This window comes from Leptolyngbya sp. CCNP1308, assembly GCF_034932455.1.
Classification (GTDB): Bacteria; Cyanobacteriota; Cyanobacteriia; order Phormidesmidales; family Phormidesmidaceae; genus Nodosilinea.
Genome location: NZ_JAYGIH010000072.1, coordinates 398,672 through 416,549 on the forward strand (window position 1 = coordinate 398,672; position 17,878 = coordinate 416,549).

General features: G+C 59.2%; 17 protein-coding genes and 1 pseudogene. 10 read left to right on the plus strand and 8 right to left on the minus strand.

All coding sequences use genetic code 11. The annotated features are described in order from the left end of the window. Positions 1-5: 5 nt before the first annotated feature. Positions 6-1,223, plus strand: coding sequence for an MFS transporter (locus tag VB780_RS16205; RefSeq protein ID WP_323352204.1), 1,218 nt, complete (start codon positions 6-8; stop codon positions 1,221-1,223). 191 nt (positions 1,224-1,414) lie between these two features. Here VB780_RS16205 and VB780_RS16210 read toward each other — a convergent pair whose 3' ends face one another. After that, a complete protein-coding gene (locus VB780_RS16210) occupies positions 1,415-2,329 on the minus strand; it encodes an ABC transporter ATP-binding protein (RefSeq protein WP_323352205.1) in 915 nt (304 codons plus the stop codon). A gap of 104 nt (positions 2,330-2,433) precedes the next feature. Here VB780_RS16210 and VB780_RS16215 point away from each other — a divergent pair, with 104 nt between their 5' ends. From VB780_RS16215 to VB780_RS16235, 5 genes are all read left to right on the plus strand, one after another. Further along, positions 2,434-2,850 (plus strand): nuclear transport factor 2 family protein, encoded by a 417-nt coding sequence (locus tag VB780_RS16215; RefSeq protein ID WP_323352206.1) that lies wholly within the window; start codon positions 2,434-2,436, stop codon positions 2,848-2,850. Positions 2,851-3,032: 182 nt separating this feature from the next. Next, complete coding sequence (locus VB780_RS16220) at positions 3,033-3,707, plus strand: hypothetical protein (RefSeq protein WP_323352207.1); 675 nt, start codon at positions 3,033-3,035, stop codon at positions 3,705-3,707. A gap of 208 nt (positions 3,708-3,915) precedes the next feature. Next, positions 3,916-5,700 carry a hypothetical protein gene (locus tag VB780_RS16225; protein WP_323352208.1) on the plus strand — a complete coding sequence of 595 codons (1,785 nt, stop codon included), beginning with the start codon at positions 3,916-3,918 and terminating at the stop codon, positions 5,698-5,700. 294 nt (positions 5,701-5,994) lie between these two features. Then, complete coding sequence (locus tag VB780_RS16230; RefSeq protein WP_323352209.1) at positions 5,995-7,221, plus strand: SpoIID/LytB domain-containing protein; 1,227 nt, start codon at positions 5,995-5,997, stop codon at positions 7,219-7,221. Between the two features lie 198 nt (positions 7,222-7,419). Then, the gene (locus VB780_RS16235) at positions 7,420-7,644 is read left to right on the plus strand and encodes an NfeD family protein (protein ID WP_323352210.1); all 225 of its coding nucleotides are present in this window, start codon (positions 7,420-7,422) and stop codon (positions 7,642-7,644) included. On the opposite strand, the gene VB780_RS16240 is transcribed toward VB780_RS16235, so the two are convergent. The 3 genes from VB780_RS16240 to VB780_RS16250 form a co-directional block, all read right to left on the minus strand. Next, complete coding sequence (locus tag VB780_RS16240) at positions 7,641-8,357, minus strand: cyanoexosortase B system-associated protein (protein ID WP_323352211.1); 717 nt, start codon at positions 8,355-8,357, stop codon at positions 7,641-7,643. The genes VB780_RS16235 and VB780_RS16240 overlap by 4 nt on opposite strands. A 29-nt stretch (positions 8,358-8,386) precedes the next feature. Next, the gene (crtB, locus tag VB780_RS16245) at positions 8,387-9,271 is read right to left on the minus strand and encodes a cyanoexosortase B (RefSeq protein WP_323352212.1); all 885 of its coding nucleotides are present in this window, start codon (positions 9,269-9,271) and stop codon (positions 8,387-8,389) included. A gap of 88 nt (positions 9,272-9,359) precedes the next feature. Further along, entirely contained in the window at positions 9,360-10,544 is a 1,185-nt protein-coding gene (locus VB780_RS16250; RefSeq protein WP_323352213.1) for a DegT/DnrJ/EryC1/StrS family aminotransferase, read from the minus strand. Between the two features lie 300 nt (positions 10,545-10,844). On the opposite strand from VB780_RS16250, the gene VB780_RS16255 reads away from it, so the two are divergent. From VB780_RS16255 to groL, 3 genes are all read left to right on the plus strand, one after another. Then, complete coding sequence (locus VB780_RS16255; RefSeq protein WP_323352214.1) at positions 10,845-11,189, plus strand: Dethiobiotin synthetase; 345 nt, start codon at positions 10,845-10,847, stop codon at positions 11,187-11,189. Positions 11,190-11,325: 136 nt separating this feature from the next. Then, positions 11,326-11,637 carry a co-chaperone GroES gene (gene groES, locus VB780_RS16260; RefSeq protein WP_073609036.1) on the plus strand — a complete coding sequence of 104 codons (312 nt, stop codon included), beginning with the start codon at positions 11,326-11,328 and terminating at the stop codon, positions 11,635-11,637. 261 nt (positions 11,638-11,898) lie between these two features. Continuing rightward, a complete protein-coding gene (groL, locus tag VB780_RS16265) occupies positions 11,899-13,533 on the plus strand; it encodes a chaperonin GroEL (protein WP_323352215.1) in 1,635 nt (544 codons plus the stop codon). A 106-nt stretch (positions 13,534-13,639) separates the two neighbouring features. Here groL and VB780_RS16270 read toward each other — a convergent pair. The 4 genes and pseudogenes from VB780_RS16270 to VB780_RS16285 all read right to left on the minus strand — a co-directional run. Further along, positions 13,640-14,170, minus strand: a pseudogene (locus VB780_RS16270) (IS66 family transposase); the annotation flags it as partial. A gap of 75 nt (positions 14,171-14,245) precedes the next feature. Next, positions 14,246-14,911, minus strand: a complete 666-nt coding sequence (locus VB780_RS16275; protein WP_323352216.1) for an endonuclease III — start codon at positions 14,909-14,911, stop codon at positions 14,246-14,248. A gap of 32 nt (positions 14,912-14,943) precedes the next feature. Then, positions 14,944-15,906 carry a cysteine synthase A gene (cysK, locus tag VB780_RS16280; RefSeq protein WP_323352217.1) on the minus strand — a complete coding sequence of 321 codons (963 nt, stop codon included), beginning with the start codon at positions 15,904-15,906 and terminating at the stop codon, positions 14,944-14,946. A 9-nt stretch (positions 15,907-15,915) separates the two neighbouring features. Further along, positions 15,916-16,350 (minus strand): Rrf2 family transcriptional regulator, encoded by a 435-nt coding sequence (locus VB780_RS16285; RefSeq protein WP_323352218.1) that lies wholly within the window; start codon positions 16,348-16,350, stop codon positions 15,916-15,918. A 286-nt stretch (positions 16,351-16,636) separates the two neighbouring features. Here VB780_RS16285 and VB780_RS16290 point away from each other — a divergent pair, with 286 nt between their 5' ends. Next, on the plus strand, positions 16,637-17,758 hold the full coding sequence (locus tag VB780_RS16290) for a hypothetical protein (protein ID WP_323352219.1): 1,122 nt from the start codon (positions 16,637-16,639) through the stop codon (positions 17,756-17,758). Positions 17,759-17,878: the final 120 nt, after the last annotated feature.

The following is a 17,878-nucleotide window of genomic DNA, read 5'->3' on the forward strand; positions in this document are numbered from 1 at the left end:
AACCTATGGAAAAACCTGCGGCCAAGTCGATTCTCTGGGGGCCAGTGTGGGGGCTGGCGTTTATGCAAGGGGCGATTACCCTGCTGTGGGTGATTTACAACCTCTACCTGGTGCAGCTGCTCACCCAGCTGGGGTTTTCCCAAGGGCTAGCCGTGGTTTTGCTGGTGGTTGAAAACCTGCTGGCCATGGTGGTCGAACCGCTGATGGGCACCTTCTCTGACCAGATGCAGCACCAGATTGGCACCCGCCTGCCGATTATTAGCCTGGGGGTGGTGCTGGCGGCGGGCCTGTTTGTGGTGATTCCGACGGCGCTGCTGTGGGGGCCGGGGGCACTGCGCTGGGGGCTGCCCCTGCTGCTGGTGGCCTGGGCGCTGGCCATGGCGGTGTTTCGTAGCCCGGCGCTGTCGCTGCTGGGGCGCTATGCCATGGGCACTCAGCTGCCCCAGGCGGCCAGCATTTTGACCCTGGTGGGCGGGGTGTCGGGGGCGATGGGGCCGCTGGCGGGTCAGTTTATTTTGGGTCTGGGGCCGTTTGTCGCCTTTACCCTGGGGTCGGTGGTGCTACTGGTGGCCACTCTAGCCCTGCGCTGGGCGAATCCTAAGGGTGCGGCTGCTAGCTCGGTGGATGGTGGTGCGATCGCCGCCAATCCCACCTCTATGCCGCTGCCCTGGGCCAAGCTGGGCCTGATCTTTGGCACGGGAGTCGGGGTGGGTCTGGGCTTTCGCCTGGTGATGACCGCGCTGCCCGCGACCCTGGCCCAGCGAGTGCCCGAAGCGAATACGCCCCTGGTTTTGGGGGCTTTGTTTATTGCCCTGGCCCTGACGGCGATTCCGGCGGGCCAGCTGGCTCGACATTTGGGCAATCGTCGGGCCATGGTGCTGGGGCTGAGCGCCATGGCCTGTCTAGCCATTTTAGTAGGCGTGATCTCAAGTACAGCGGTAGGGGTGATGCTAGCCGCGCTGTTTGGGGCTGCCCTCAGTCTGGTTTCGAACGGTACTCTCCCCTTTGCCCTGGGTATGGTGCCCCCCGCCCGCGCCGGACTGGGTACGGGCACCTACTTTAGCGGCGGTGCCCTGGCCGCCAGCGTTGGGGGTGGGCTGTTTAGCAATAGCGGGCTGGCCCCGACAGTGATCACCCTGGTGGCGGCCCTGGCGTTTTTGGTGGCGGGGCTGTGCGTGGGCGCTAGCGGACGGGTGGGGCGGAGAGTGACAAGTGAGCTGTAGATCTTAGGGGTAAAGGGTTAGAGGGCGTTTGAAAAGTGATTTGCTGTAGTTTTAGTCACCTGCCGATCCCCCCTGCCCCCCTTAAAAAGGGGGGTAAAAGTCCCCCTTTTTAAGGGGGATTGAGGGGGATCTCCACTTTTGCTACAAGAAATAGGACTTTCCAAACATCCTCTTAGAACTAACCTACCTCTCTACTCCCTTACCCCCACTCCCTCAGGCTGCCGAGTAACTTCCAAATAGACATGCTCTAGCTTGACCGGGCTGCGGGCGATCGAGTCGAGGGGAACGCCGTCGAAGCGCTCGATCAGATCCTTCAGCTCCAGCTGGTCGGGTACCCAAAAAGCCAGATCGCCGCCGTAGGTGCGGTGGGGGTAGCCGAGCTGCAGGGCGCGGGCGATCGCCCCCTGCCGATCCTTGGTCTCCACCGTGACAATTTCTCGGGCGGGAATGCGCGATCGCAGTTCCGCCAACGTGCCCTCCGCCAGCAGCTGCCCCTGGCGCAAAATGCCGATGCGCTGACACAGGCGCTCGACCTCATCGAGCAGGTGGGAGGTGAGCAGCACCGTCACCCCCATCGACTTAAACTGGCGAATTAGCTGCCACAGTTCTTGGCGGGCTTCAATATCTAGCCCGGTGGTGGGCTCGTCGAGAATCACCAGCTTGGGGCGGTGCAAGATCGAGGCTGCCATGCTCAGCCGCCGCTGCATGCCCCCGCTGAGACGCTCGGCGGGGACGTGCTTTTTATCCAGTAGGTTGACCGACTCTAGACAGACATCTACCCGCCGCTTGCATTCCTGGCGAGAGAGACCGTAGAGACGGCCAAAGAAAAACAAGTTGTCGCTGCACGTCAGGCTGCCGTAGAGTAGGTTGCTCTGGGGCATCACCCCTACCCAGGCTTTGGTGGCTTCTCCGGCGGGGCGATCGCCGATGGTGACCGTGCCGCTGTCGGCCTTGAGCAGCCCGCAGATAATGTTGATGGCGGTGGTTTTGCCCGCCCCGTTGGGGCCGAGCAGCCCATAGATTTCCCCCGGCTGTAGGTTCAGGCTGAGATTTTGCAGAACCGGCCTAGAACCGTAGCGCTTGCAGAGATTTTCGAGTCTTAACATGGGCTGTGCAACTTTACTGCCGGAGGTGGTTGCCTCCCCCTGCCGTTGGTTATGCTCAAGACAGGAGGCAGGGAAAGCCCCTGTATCTTATCAGTGAGGACCCTATGGCTGGCGATCGCGAACTGGTCTTGGCCGCAAACCAGGCTTTTTACCGCTCCTTCGAGAAAAAAGATATAGAAGCCATGGAGGCGGTCTGGTCGAAGGGCATGGGCTGCCTCTGCATTCACCCCGGGCGCGATGCCCTCAAGGGCTGGGTCGAAATTCGCGACGCCTGGCAGCGCATTTTTGAGAACACCAGCTACCTCGAAATCGACACTGACATTCTCACCGTGGAGATCAGCGGCGATCTGGCCTTTGTAGTGCTGATTGAGAACGTGCTGCAAATCAGCGGCAGCGAGGCCGGTACCGATCGCTTTGGCAGTCGTCGTCTAGAGGCCAGGTCGATGGCCACCAACGGGTTTGAGCGCATGGCGGGGCAGTGGTATATGATTCACCACCACGGCAGCCCGGTGGTCGATTGAGGGCGATCGCTCTATGCATTCCCAGAGAATGCGTCGCTCGTCAGGGTGTTCATTCGAAATAAAGTCCGGCAAAAATCAACCCTAAGATAGGTGATCTCAGGTTAATTTTTGCCGCAACTTTAACCTCAGTTAACGTGAAACCGATATCCTACTCATTAAAACTTTGGGGATATCGGAGAACGATGAGTAGTTTTAGCTCTGATTTGACCGGTCGAGACTACGAAGTCAAGATTGGTGATTACTTTAGCCGAGGGTGGGAGATCTTTAAGGCCAAAGCACCGCTATTTGTCTTATTTACACTGCTGCTGGTGCTGATCCAAGTTGTGATCTCTATTCTGCCTGCTCCCATTGGCACAAGGGGTGAGGACGGTGCCAGTGGCGGCATTCTCAGTTTGGCCTTTAATATAGTCGCCCCTGCCCTCACCGCAGGCTATTACTTTGTAGCCTTTCAGATCGCACGCAATCGCGATGCGGTCTTTGGCGACTTTTTTCAGGGGTTCAACAAGTTTTTGCCCATCTTTTTGGTCTCGCTAGTCTCGACCATTTTGACCGCCATCGGGTTTGTGCTGCTGGTTCTGCCGGGCATTTACCTGGCCGTAGCCTACCTGTTTGCCCAGCCCCTGGTGATTGACAAAAACGCCGATTTCTGGCAAGCCATGGAAACCAGCCGCAAGCTGATCACCAAGAAATGGTTTTCGTTCTTTGGGCTGCTGCTGCTGATTTTCTTGTTAAATCTTGGCGGCGCAATTCTGCTGGGCGTTGGCCTGCTCGTGACCATTCCGCTGTCGGTGTGCATCATCGCAGCGGCCTACGAAGATATTGTGGGTCTCAACTCGGTATCCGACGTCTCGGTTTAAACAATCGTCCCAGGCTTCGCTGCTTGGCACAAAAACGCTAGCAGCGATCGCCCCACCCCCTCACCGAGCTTTTTAGGGCTTCAACCTCACTCAGGCTGAAGCCCTAATTTGTCTTTGGCCGCGCGATCGCAAGGATCCACGCTAGGCCAGATAACCGGGCGCAGTTGCTGGGGAGTATCATCGGGTTTGGGACTTTTCTGACAGTGTTATGCGGTTATTCAAAACATGGCAGCTGCCACCCCCAGCGTTCTGGATGCTGCTGTGGTTTGGGCTTGCCCTGGCAATTCGTCTTTTAGGCTTGATGAGCAAGCCCCTCTGGATGGATGAGGCGGCCACGGTAATCTTCACCCTGGGCAACAGTAGCTACTCGGCTCCCCTCGATCAGGTAATTTCCTTAGACCAGCTGCTAACGCCCCTCCAGCCCCGCCCCGAGGCCACTGTGGGCTCAACCATTCACTACCTCATGCAGGAGGATAATCACCCGCCTGCTTACTTTGCGATCGCCCACCTGTGGATGAACCTTTTCCCTACGGCGCAGGGAGTAGCCTTGCCCTGGGCCGCGCGCGCTCTGCCCGCTCTGTTTGGGGCTTTGAGTGCCCCAGCGGTCTATCTGGCCGTGTGGCTAGGGTTTCGCTCAGTGCTGGCCGGGCAAATCGGTGCCGCCTTTATGGCCGTGTCGCCCTTTGGGGTGGCCATGTCCCAAGAGGCCCGGCACTACAGCATGGCCACCCTGCTGGTGGCGCTGGGGCTAGCCTGTTTTGCCGTGGGGGGCTGGAGCCTGCGCCGCCCCCGCCCCGGAGCCGCCGCGCCCCGACCGATTTCCCTGCCCTTGGCGCTGCTGTGGGTGGGCATCAATGCCTTGGCCTTTGCGACCCACTACTTTACGGTGCTGGCGCTGTTGGCCCAGGCTTTGGTGCTTGTGGCCCTAGCCATTCACCAGGGGCGAACCCAGCCCAAACTCCTCTGGCAGCGCCCCTGGCGACGGCTCTACGGGGTCATGCTGGGCACGCTCGCCGGCTGCCTGGCGTGGCTACCGGTGCTGCTCAATTTCTACGGCAGCAGCCAGTCCTCTAATTTGGCCATTGACCTCAGCCAGCCGATGCGGTGGCTCGACCCGATTGCCCAGACCCTCGCCGGACTGATCTTTATGGTGATCACTCCCATTACCCGCGCCCAGGGGGCTTTGGGTGTCGCCGCCGTGGTGCTGTCGGTGCTGGTGCTGCTACCCGTGCTGTTAGGGCTGGTGGCGCGGCTCATTCAGGCCTGGTCCCTGGTCAGCCTGACTGACCAAGGCCGGTTTGGCCTGTTTTTAATGGGCGGGTTTGTGCTGGCGGCGATCGCCCTCTTTTTTGCCGTCACCTACGGCTTAGGGATGGATATCACCCGAGGGCATCGGTACAACTTTGTGTTCCATCCCGGGGTGATGGTGCTGGTTGGGGGGCTATTGGCCACCTATTGGCCAGAGACCACTGCCCAGCCGCGATCGCTCCGCATTCCCTTCACCCAGCAAAAATTTTCCGGGCGGCGCACGGTTCAAGTGTTTTGGGTGGCCGGTCTAGTCAGCGCCCTATTTGTGGTCAGCAATCTGGCCTTTGCCAAATACTTTGCCCCAGCCGAACTTGTGCGCACCATTCAGACAGAATCTACCCATCCGGCACTGATCGGCTTCCCCGCCCCGATCGAAGCAGAAAAGCCTACGGTAATTGGCCATGAGCTGCTGAGCATCGGCTGGGAAATTCACCGCCATTTCAACCCCAGTGACCCAGACAGCGGATGGACTGTGCCGCCCCAGTTTTTCCTTTGGACGTTGCCCAGCAACCCAACCGCGCCCCCCGAAGAAAAGCTGGCCGAGATTCTCGCAACCATGCCTCGCCCCTTCGATCTCTGGTTTATCCACATTGGCTCAGATTTGAGCGCCAACGGATGTCAGCAGCTGAGCCAAACGGGCAGCGGCGGTCATCCCTACAGCCACTACGAATGTGCAACCCTGTAAAACCACTGTGGGTACTTTTGGAGCCTTGCGGGAACTTGGGGGCTTGAAAAGCGTCTCTGTGTGGTGGGCTAGCGACAGATTGAAACCGTGAATGCCGAATGGAGATTCTTTTTTGAGAGAATTTATGTGCCGTCCCATAGCCTGTAAGTCGCCTTCATTTCGCAAATCTATTCCTTTAGGCATATGTTACGAATGTGTCCCGATTGACGCATTTGTTAACGTTTATCCTTAAATAGGAAGAGGCTTTTGGCCATGGTTCTGCTACGTGAAGCGTGGGTAATGGGTTAAACCACCATGAGAAATCTCTGGAAAGCTCCGCTACCGAAGTTAAAGCCGGTGCGACTCAAGTCTGTTCGGCTCAAGCCGCTGCCGCTCAAGTCGCTGCAATCGTCTTGGGCAATGGTTGATAAGGGCCGTCGCATCAAAGTTTTTGGTGGTTTAGCGTTTGCTAGCCTGCTGCTAGTGCAGGTGTCGGCTCCCTGGGGAGGACGCAGCAGCGCTGAGCCTGGCGACCTAGAGCCCGCTCTGTGGCAAACCACGGGTATGGTGCGTCAGTCGATTGTCGATCTCTACCGGGCGCGGCGATTGCTGGTGCAGGTCACAGCTCCCCCTGCCGAGTCGGCTAACGCTACAACCCAGGCGCCTAAAACGGCTCCTGCTGCCGCTGCCGCCCCTAGCTCAGCCGCGACGGCCCCAGCCCCGGCGGCTAATTCTGGGTCAACGCGATCGCTGCCTCAGCCCTCGGCACCGCCCGCCCCCAGCGTCTCGGAGGCCAGCTTTGACCCCGGCAAAACCATTGATACCAACCTAGAGATGCGGGTGGCGATCGCCAAAAACGCCTCCAGCCTAGAGGTATCCACCTCCGTAGACGGCTACATGATGGACATCAACGGCCAAAATCACTGCAACCTGCCCGCCCAGAGCAGCCTAATGCTCAAACCCCAGGGTTCGGGCATGGCCGTCGGCAACTGCACCCTCAGCAACACCGCCTGGCTAGAGCCTGGCGAAGGCGGTTATGTCTTTATCGGCGACAGCTGGTATAAGGGCCGCGTACTGATGATCACCGATGGCTCGGGCCTGATGGCCGTCAACTTTGTGCTCATGCACGACTACCTCAGCAGTGTCGTCGGCAGCGAAATGTATGTCGGCTGGCCAGCCGAAGCGCTCAAGGCTCAGGCTGTAGCCGCTCGCTCCTACGCGCTGGTGCACCATGTGCGCCATGCCCAGCGCGCCTACGACCTCGACAACACCCAGCGCTACCAGGCCTACAAAGGCATTGCCAAAGAAACCAACACAACCCAGGCGGCGGTGGCTGCCACCACGGGCGAGTTTATTAGCTACAACGGCGGCATTGTTGAATCGCTCTACGCGGCCTCAGATGCGATCGTGCAGGCGGCCCACGGCGGCAACGGCATGAGCCAAACCGGCGCGATGGAACTGGCCTCTAAGGGCTACAACTACACCCAAATTTTGGGCAACTACTATCCCGGCACCAGCCTCTCCCGCCTAGTCGTGGAGTAGAGATATCGACCACCGACCGAAGTGGGAGCGGATTAGACTGGCCCCTCGCCAGGGGTGAGCTGATGCCAAAATTTACCCTGATCTTTAAACGCTCATCCTCGAAGGGTGAGCGTTTTTATTACATAACGTACTACATGTGTCACACATTGCTCCCTGCCTTCACTTACTAGCGAGGGAAGCAAAGGAGGCACATCTGCCATGACTACCTTAAATACACCGGTAAGGGCTGTTCTAGACGGCAAATTTTACCCCGGCGTCGGGGTGATTCACTCTGTAGAGCAGCCAGGTTTGGAGTGGGTGGTGCGCGTCAACGGCGTCTACTGGACGGCCCGCGCCGCTCTGTCGAGCTACAGCTTTCAAGCGGGCGATGCCATTCGCCCGATCGATCGCCAGGGCAACACCCTGTTGATTGAACCCGCCTAAGTGTTGAATGCAGCAGCGGTAAGCTGTTGCTGAATCAGCCCTGCTAGGTTTTCAGCCAGGGGTTGGTAAGCATCCATCGTGCCCAAGGGCTCTATGGGCAGCAGCAGACTCACCGCCACCCAGGGGGTGAGTCTGCGCTGAATGAGTTGCGACCATTGGTTGGCCCAGAACCAGTGGCTGGGCGATGGATGACCGCCATTGGGCAGGGCGTACCACTGCATAACGGCAAAGCTCTGGCGATCGCCCCAGGCCCGAAAGAATCTTGCCGTTACCGGCCCGGCGCTGGGGGCGGTAACCTTAAGCCTTCGCCGCGACTCAATGCGCCACTTTTGCGCCCCGGCCAGATCGATCCACTCTAGCTGAGGCTGGTTGCTGTGCCAGGGCTGAGGGTGCAGCAGCACCGCAAACTGCTGTACTAGAGCCGATTGAGCCTCAGGGGAGTCTGCCCGGTACTCCGCTAAGGTCCAGGTTTGGCGGTTGATGGGGACGGGTTCAACGGTGGTTTGCTGCCAGCCGGGCAACTGCAAGCCTTCTGTTTGCAGGGCGCGCAGCTGATCGATCTGGGCCACCTGGGGGGTGTTGACCCAGGGCCACTGGCCGTTCAGGTAGGCGGGCAAAATGGCGATCGCCGCCAGGGTAGCAAGCACGAGCACCAGCGCCAGGTTGACCCAGCGGCTCGGCAAAAGGCTAGGAGAATTGGACTGAGAGGTCATAGGGGCTCGCATCTACAAACAATAACGGCCTAGACGGACGATGACGGCGACTGTACCGCCAGATTGAGGCGATCGGGCACCCGATCTTGAATCAGCCGCAGCAGCAGAATGATAGTCAGCAGCATCAGGGCCGAGTAGAGGTCGCCACCCCAGCTCTCGTGCAGCCAGTCAAACGCGCCATCGCGCCCGGTGCCGTGGAAGTAGCTCAAAAACGTGTTGCGGAGAATGTTGCCCACCACGCTGATCAGCACGGTTCCTGCAAAGAAGAGGCCCGTATGCAGCCGCGACCTGTAGGCCCCCGTCCAGTAGGCCAGCATAAGGGCGATGTAGAGGCTAGTAAAGAGCATCTTGAGCCCGGCGCAGTGGGGGGCAACCTCCACCGTTTGGTCGTTCACAAACAAGTAGATAGTCTCGACCGTTACCGGAACGCCAAGCTGCACCAGCAAAAACCCCGCCACCGATGCAATCAACCGCTGCAAGGGCAGAATATACGGCTCAATCAGGTAGGGCAGCTGGTTTGGCGTTGCTAGGGCAACCAGAATGAGGGAAATCGCCTGCAGCCGCAGCCCCGCGACGGATTTTAGGCTCAAACACAGCCCCATTAGCATCACCGGCAGCGATAGATTCATCCAGTCAGACAGCCGGGTGAGATACATGAGGCCCGCTAGCCCCACCAACCCCAACCCTAGGGGATGGCACCGATTGGGCAAATCACCCCAGGCCTGGCGCTTGCCCCAGGCAATGTAGGCGGCAAAGGGCAGCCCTAGTAGCCCGTGGCTAAAGTACTCGTGCTGAATGCTGATGGATTTGTTCAGCCAGCCATCGACCCAGTGCATCAGCAGCGGCCCGTAGAGGATCGCTAGGAGCGCGGCGATCGCCCAGGGCGGGGTGAAGTAGCGGCGGAGGGAGGGCATGGGGAGGTGGGGAAGATGAGGGAGGTGAGGGAGTAGGGGAGTTTTGAGTTTTGGACTCTAGCTTTAATTCAAAACTTAAAACTTTTATTCACCCATTTACGGTTTGCAAAATACCGACAGATTTAGCGGCGGTGACTGATTCAACCATAGCGTCTACGACGTAATCGACTTGCTCTGGGGTCATGCCGGGGTACATCGGCAGCGAGAGAATCTCCTGACTGAGGGCTTCGGCTTGGGGGAAGTCGCCGGGGCCGTAGCCGAGGGCGCTAAAGGCGGGTTGCAGGTGGCAGGGGATGGGGTAGTGGATGCCGGTTTGAACACCAGCGGCGGCGAACCGGGCCTGGAGGTCGGCGCGGCTGATGGGGCAGGTGTCGGTAATGCGCACGACGTAGAGGTGGTAGATATGGCCGGGGCCAGCGTCGTTATGCATGGGGAGGATGCCGTGTTCGGCCAGGGGAGCCAGGCGGCGATCGTACTGTTGGGCGATCGCCGATCTCGCCCGGTTCCACCCCGCTAAGTGGGGCAGTTTGACGTTGAGCACAGCGGCTTGCAGGGTGTCTAACCGGCTGTTAGTGCCCTGGGGTTTGGTGTGGTAGTACTTGCTGGTGGCCCCGTAGTTGCGCAGCGATCGCGCCGTCTCTGCAAGCAACCGATCGCCTGTGACAAACATGCCCCCGTCGCCTAACGCGCCCAGGTTCTTGCTGGGGTAAAAGCTAAAGGCGGCTCCGAGGCCGATGGAACCGGCGATGTAGCCCTCGCGCTGGGCCATGTGGGCCTGGGCGGCGTCTTCAAAAATTATCAGCCGGTGGCGGTTGGCCAGATCTAACAATCCCTGGGGCGAGACCATTTGGCCGTAGAGGTGTACGGGCAAAATGGCGCGAGTGCGGCGGGTAATGGCCCGCGCGGCAGCCTCGAGATCCATCAGGGCTGTGGTGCGATCGCAGTCCACAAAGACCGGCGTGGCCCCTGTCCGCAGCACCCCCATCAGCGTGGCCACAAAGGTATTTGCGGGCAAAATTACCTCGTCGCCGGGGGCAATGCCGCAGGCGATCAGACCCAGGGCGATCGCATCGGTGCCGCAGCCTACCCCTACCCCAAACTGAGTGCCGCAGGCCACCGCAAAGTTGGCCTCAAAGTCGGCCAGAGCCTGGCCTAACACGAAGTCTCCCTGGGTGATGACGGCATTGATCACTCCCTGAATGGCCTCCTGCAACGGCCCATGCTGCCAGGTCAAATCGACAAAAGGAACAGTCAGTGGAGAAGGGATGGTCATACTCACCTAGGTCGGTTTGGGGTAACAACTGACGCCCGCCAGTCATGCTCAGCTTGCCCGAATACCATGACGCCTTATCAGCCCCAGGGGAGTCGCTGTTCTTTAGATCAATGCCGATTGGTGCCGCCAAACTGCGGCCAGGCGGTAAACTGGGGCCAAAATAGCTTTGACTCAACCGTCCACCAGCACACGCGGGGCTATATCAAGTCCAGCTCGGGATCTGAAGTTTTCCCCCAGGCAAAACTCTACTTCTGGACTTGGATAAGGTTTAGAACACCCTGTTTAGCTACCGTTACCCCTATGGATTTTGAAACCTCTCGTGAATTTGTCGTCCGCCAAACCCTCGGCACCAGCGAAGACCTGCCCGATACCTTTATCGCCTGCCTGCGCCAGGGCAAACCGCCCATCCCCGGACAGGTGACCTCTCTGCTGCTGGCCCTCAAGGTGCTGTTTGAAGGCTTAAAGAACGAACCCACCCTCGATCGCACCCTCACCCAGGCTCTCTTTATCCTCTCCTACGAAAGCCGCCAGCTCTATTCTCAAGGGCAACGGTCGGGTGTTGTGTGGCCACCCATGCTCGACGAAGATTTAGGGCGCATTGGGAAAGCGGCGCAGTCGATTGTGTTCGGTGAGTGGATGGCGTGAGAAAGTTCGGCAAACCACACCTGCTAAAGAATTGCCGAGGGAACTTTTGGGCGGCTAAATTAGCACTCAGGATGCGAGAGTGCTAACGCGTCCTGTTGATGCAAACGTTCACTAAGCAAACCTTTGGAGGTACGTTATGGCCGCAGTCACCCTGAGTGTGTCTACTGTAAAGCCTCTGGGCGATCGCATTTTGGTCAAGGTCAGCGAAGCCGAAGAGAAAACCGCTGGCGGCATCTTGCTGCCCGACACCGCTAAAGAAAAGCCCCAGGTGGGTGAAGTGGTGCAGGTCGGCCCCGGCAAGCGCGACGACAACGGCTCGTTCCAGCCCGTAGAAGTCAAAGTCGGCGACAAGGTGCTCTACTCCAAATACGCCGGTACCGACATCAAGCTCGGCACCGACGACTACGTGCTGCTGCGCGAGTCCGACATTCTCGCCGCCCTGGGCTAGGCCAATTTTGGATTTTAGATTGGCGATTTTGGCTAGGTAGGGTGGGCACCGCCCACCATTGACCGATGCGATCGCAGATCAACCCCTAGGGCGCATCCGCGAAGCAATGCACCGCTCGGAAAGCCCCTCAAAGCGATGTCTTATCTACTCGAAACATCCCTTGAGAGCAAGTCCGGTGCGTTAGGCAAAGCCGTAACACACCTTACAAACTTCAACTAAACGCAGTTAGTCAACAATTCTTGCTGGGAGGATTATTCACCCATGGCTAAAACCATCACCTACAACGAAGATGCCCGTCGCGCCTTAGAGCGCGGTTTCGACATGCTGGCCGAAGCTGTTGCCGTTACCCTCGGCCCCAAAGGCCGCAACGTGGTGCTCGAAAAAAAATACGGCGCGCCCCAAATCATCAACGACGGCATCACCATCGCCAAAGAAATTGAGCTAGAAGACCACATCGAGAACACCGCCGTATCCCTGCTGCGCCAGGCCGCCAGCAAAACCAACGACGCTGCTGGGGATGGCACCACCACCGCTACGGTGCTGGGCCACGCGATTGTCAAAGAGGGCCTGCGCAACGTCGCCGCTGGGGCCAACGCCATCTCGCTGAAGCGCGGCATCGACAAAGCCACCGCCTTCCTGGTCGAAAAGATTGCCGAGCACGCCCGCCCCGTCGGCGACTCTAAGTCCATCGCCCAGGTGGGTGCTATCTCTGCTGGCAACGACGACGAAGTCGGCCAAATGATCGCCGACGCCATGGATAAGGTCGGTCGCGAGGGCGTGATTTCCCTGGAAGAAGGCAAATCCATGACCACCGAACTGGAGGTCACCGAAGGGATGCGCTTCGACAAGGGCTACCTGTCGCCCTACTTCGTCACCGACACCGAGCGCATGGAAGCGGTGCTCGACGAGCCCTACATTCTGCTGACCGACAAGAAGATCGCCCTGGTGCAGGACCTGGTGCCGGTGCTGGAGCAAGTGGCCCGCTCCGGCAAGCCCCTGATGATCATCGCCGAAGACATCGAGAAAGAGGCCCTGGCTACTCTGGTGGTGAACCGCATGCGCGGCGTGCTGAATGTGGCGGCGGTGAAAGCGCCTGGGTTCGGCGATCGCCGCAAGGCCATGCTCGAAGACATCGCCGTGCTCACTGGCGGCCAGGTGATTTCTGAAGACACCGGCCTCAAGCTCGACAACGTGAAGGTGGAGATGCTGGGCAGCGCCCGCCGCCTCACCATCACCAAAGACACCACCACCATCGTCGCCGAGGGCAACGAGCAGCAGGTCAAGGCCCGCTGCGAGCAAATCCGTCGCCAGATCGACGAAACCGACTCGACCTACGACAAGGAGAAGCTGCAAGAGCGCCTGGCTAAGCTCTCTGGCGGTGTAGCCGTGATCAAAGTCGGGGCCGCCACCGAAACCGAGATGAAGGATCGCAAGCTGCGCCTGGAAGACGCCATCAACGCCACCAAAGCAGCGGTGGAAGAAGGCATCGTCCCCGGCGGCGGCACCACCCTGGCCCACCTGGCCCCCCAGCTCGAAGCCTGGGCCAGCAACAACCTCAGCGGCGAAGAGCTGCTGGGTGCCCAGATCGTCACCCGCGCCCTCACCGCTCCCCTCAGCCGCATTGCTGAGAATGCCGGTGTGAATGGTGCCGTGATCGTTGAGCAGGTGAAGGAGAAAGACTTCAACATCGGCTACGACGCGGCCAACAATCAGTTTGTCGATATGTTCGAGGCTGGCATTGTGGATCCTGCCAAGGTGACCCGCTCGGGTCTGCAAAACGCGGCTTCCATCGCCTCGATGGTGCTGACTACCGAGTGCATTGTGGTCGATAAGCCTGAGCCCAAGGCTCCTGCGGCGGGCGCGGGCGCGGGCATGGGTGGCGACTTCGATTACTAAATCCAACTCACTGAGGCAACCCGTAATCGGCTTGCCCTAACCTGAACGCCGAGAACCCCGGATACTTGAAGCATCCGGGGTTCTTTTTAATGGTGGGCGTGAGGGCTTGAAGTTCAGTCAAACTGAGCTGCCCCTGATGATAGTCCCGATGGGCTTGGCGAGCGGTGTGGATAATGGGGAAGATCCGGTGGGCGAACTCCCTATTTTCTGGGAAGCGAGAGGTGGTTAATGCCTTGAGTTCCCGCTCCGGGTGCGCCCAGCATTTCTGCTTCGCGCCCGCCGATTGCGGTCCATAGGCCGACCAGCAGTCGCTGCTGAGGATGCCCGTGAAGTCCTCGCCCAGCAGCATCTTAACCTCGGCTGAACTGCGGATGGGGGCAAAGAACAGGACGTAGCATTCCGGTACGGTGGCAATCCAAATCCAATGGTTCACACCGTTCAAGCGATAACTGGTCTCATCGACACAGCGCACACCTGGTTGTTGAATCCAACCCCACCACTGCTTGTCAGCGGGTTGCAAGGCGGCACAAAACCACTGATGCAGCTTGGCTAAACTGCCTTGAGACATTGGAATACCGAAGATGCTCCCGACCACATAGCGCTGTTTTGACCACGATAGGTTGCCCCCATAGCCCAGCCGCTCATGCACATCAACCGTCAGGGGTTGATTAGTTTGACTTAGAAGTTAGACTGCGGCAGGTTATGGGCAACGTTAGACAGCCGCAATGACGCCAATCTGCGCACACATATCGGCCAGGGGGCAGCGCCCGCATTTAGGCCGATCGCCCGTGCAGATGTGCTTGCCAAAGGGCACCAGCAGCCGATTGATTTCAACCCAGTAGGGCTGCGGCAGTTTGGCTTCCAGGGTCGTCATGGTTTTTTCGGGCGACTTGGTTTGCACGTAGCCCCAGCGGTTCGTGACCCGATGCACATGCACATCAACGCTGATGCAGGGGTAGCCCAACGCCACCCCCAGCGCGAGGTGGGCACACTTCGGCCCCACCCCTTTGAACCGCATCAGCACCTCGGGGTCGGCGGGCAGGTTGCCGCCATACTCATCCAAAATTTGCTGGGAAATCTGATGGATTTGTGGGGCTTTGTTCTCGGCAAAGGTGGATCCCTGAATCAGGGCCAAAATTTCTTCGACCTCTAGCCTCACCATCTGCTCCGGCGATCGCGCCCTTGCAAACAGCCGCTGTGCCACCGGCACGCTCACCTCGTCGTAGGTGCGAATGGAAATGATGCAGGCGACGAGCTGCTCGTAGAGCGTGTCAAAGCCCTCCTCCGCCAGTTGAAACATGGCGGCTTTGGGAAATGGGGCTACTGCCGTGCGCAGCAGCGCGATCGCCCGGTCGATATCAAATTCCTTGGCCGTCACTACGCTACAGGTTTGCAGGACTCAGTGAAAATTTAGCTCATCACCAGCGGAGCCATCAGCTCGGGGTCTTGGAACAGCGGCGTGCTCAGGTAGCGCTCGCCAAAGCTGGGCTGAATGATCACAATCAGCTTGCCGTCGTTTTCGGGACGCAAGCCGACCTCCACAGCAGCCTTCACTGCTGCCCCGGTAGAAATGCCCGAGAGCAGTCCTTCCTCGCGGGCCAAGCGGCGACCGTAGGCGATCGCATCTTCATCCGCGACCTGCACCACCTCGTCGATCAGGCTTACGTTCAATACCTCAGGCACAAACCCCGCCCCAATCCCCTGAATTTTGTGGGAGCCGGGGCGACCGCCCGACAGCACAGGGCTGTTGACGGGTTCGACGGCGATCGCCTTAAACCCCGGCTTGCGCTGCTTGAGCACATCGGCCACGCCAGTGATGGTGCCGCCCGTGCCCACGCCTGCTACCAGGATGTCAACCTGGCCATCGGTGTCGGCCCAGATCTCTTCAGCGGTGGTGCGGCGGTGAATGTCGGGGTTGGCCGGGTTGCGGAACTGTTGCAGCATATACGCATCGGGCAGGGTGTCGAGAATGTCCTGCGCCCGCTGAATGCAGCCCGACATACCCGCTACACCAGGGGTGAGTTCTAGTTCAGCCCCGTAGGCCCGCAGCATCGCCCGCCGCTCAGAACTCATAGTCTCGGGCATGGTGAGAATCAACCGGTAGCCCTTGGCCGCCGCCGCCATGGCTAGGGCAATGCCGGTGTTGCCTGATGTGGGCTCGACCAGGGTGGTTTTGCCGGGGGTAATCAGCCCTTCGGCCTCGGCGGCTTCAATCATGTTGATGCCGATGCGGTCTTTGACGGAGGCTGAGGGGTTCATGCCCTCCAGTTTGACCACCAGCCGGGCTAGGCAGCCAGCCTCTTGGGGAATGCGGTTGAGCTGCACCAGGGGGGTGCGGCCAATCAGTTGGGTCACGTTTTCGGCAATTCGCATGGGCCTGGCCTAGATGTAATACATAATGTCGACTTGCTGTTGGGCGTTGCGCTTTTCGACCATGTCTTGCAAGGTGTAATTTTGCAGCACTCCCTCGGCGGCTTGGCGCACCTCGCCCCACACGCCTTTAATGACCTGCGCTTCTGGCGTGTTAGACATCTGGGTGGGGTCGGCCTGGGGCTCAAACCCTTCTATGCAGCTCACCACATCATAGAGGGTAATCTTCCACGGATCACGTGCTAGCAGGTAGCCGCCCCGCGCCCCGCGCTGGCTCTTGACTAGGCCCGCCCGGCGCAGGGTGGCCAGCAGCTGCTCTAGGTAGCGATCGGGAATGTTTTGCTGGCTGGCAATTTGCCGAATTTGCAGCGGCTCACCGCTGTCGTAGTGGGGGCTCAGTTCTAGCAACGCTAGCAGAGCATATTCACTTTTAGAAGACAAATCCACAGGGCAAACGGGGTAAAGAGCGATACAGTCTATTATACTCCGGTTCTCCACTGGGGTTTGCAGGATTGTGTGAAGGATTGCGCGATCGCGAAAACAACCTTCTCCTTTTGTATTGGGCTTCACTAAACGTCACAGGGCTTCGGGGTAGTGTTTTGTGAGGCAGATAGTGTTCTGGGATACATAGATGTAGGGGCGATCGCACTTACCCTCCCAGTCATCGCTCTAGCTTCACCCCTCCCAGTCACGGCTTCAGCACCGCAGGCAAACCTCTGGCAGGCCATTTTCTATGAGCCCACTGAACCTGGTTGTCGATCAACTCGTTGGCCCCGCTGCTGCTGCCCAGGCTGCCTTAGCCACTGCCCCAGCGCCCCTAGAAGGCCTGGCCGATTTTCTTGAAATTCTGCAATTTCTAATTCGCGAGCCCTCGGTGGTCGGCAGCGAAGACTCGTTTTTTCGGGTGCTGCGGCGCGAGCTAGATGAAGTGGGGGCCGAAGTCACCTACTACCACGGCGTCTTGGTGGCCCAGGGTCGCCGCCCCCACGACCTGATGCTGTCGGCCCATATCGATCGCCACGGCTTACTTTGCACTGGCCCCAACGAGTTTCAGTACGCCGCCTTTATCGCGGGCAACCAGAGCGAATTAACCGGCGACTCGGTGTCTGAGCAAATGCTGCACACCATTGAGAATCGCTTTCAGGGGCAGCGGGTGCAGGCCCACCTGCCCTACACCGGCACCTACATCGGCCAGGGAATCATCACCAACTCCTACATTTGCCCCGAGCGCAAAAACCTGATCTTTGAGGTCGATGGGCTCGACTACCTTCAGCCGGGCACCCCGATTTCGTTTTTAGACCGTCTGCAATTCAACAACGGCTACATTTCGGCTCAGCTCGACAATGTGATTAGCGCTGCCATCATTATCTTTTTGTTTCGCTGTGGGTTTGAGGGCACCGCCCTATTCACGGCCCAAGAAGAGTCGGGGCGAAGCTGGCGCTACGCATTGTCGTGGTTTCAGCGGCAGCGTGTAGCGACCCAGCGCTTGATCGCCCTCGACACCAGCCCCTACCACAGCCGCGAGGCGGCCGACGAGCAGCTCATTACCCTGCGCCGCAAAGACGCCAGCGCCGACTTTGCCCCCGGTATTACCCAGGAGCTGGCCGATCGCTGTACCCAGCTCGGCATTGCCTACAGCTATAAAGACGACTACATTGCTGCCCAAAACCTGAGTCGCCCCAAGCCCTACTCTCTAGGGCGCACCGAGATGGGTCGCCTCACCGCTGCTACAGAAGGAGCGGTGACGGGCACCACGCTGCAAATTCCCACCACCGAGTACCACACGGCCACCGAGACAGCATCGCTGGCCTCGGTAGCAGCAGTAATTCGCCTGTTGCAGACCTATCTTGACTAACTCAGCGGCGTTAAGGTTGGCACAAAACCTCAGTTTCTCGCTAAAAGCTGCTCAGGTCATAATGGGGCTAGCGTTGGCAAGCCGTAACCGTTCTTTGAGCGGAGTCGAACGAGAACAGTT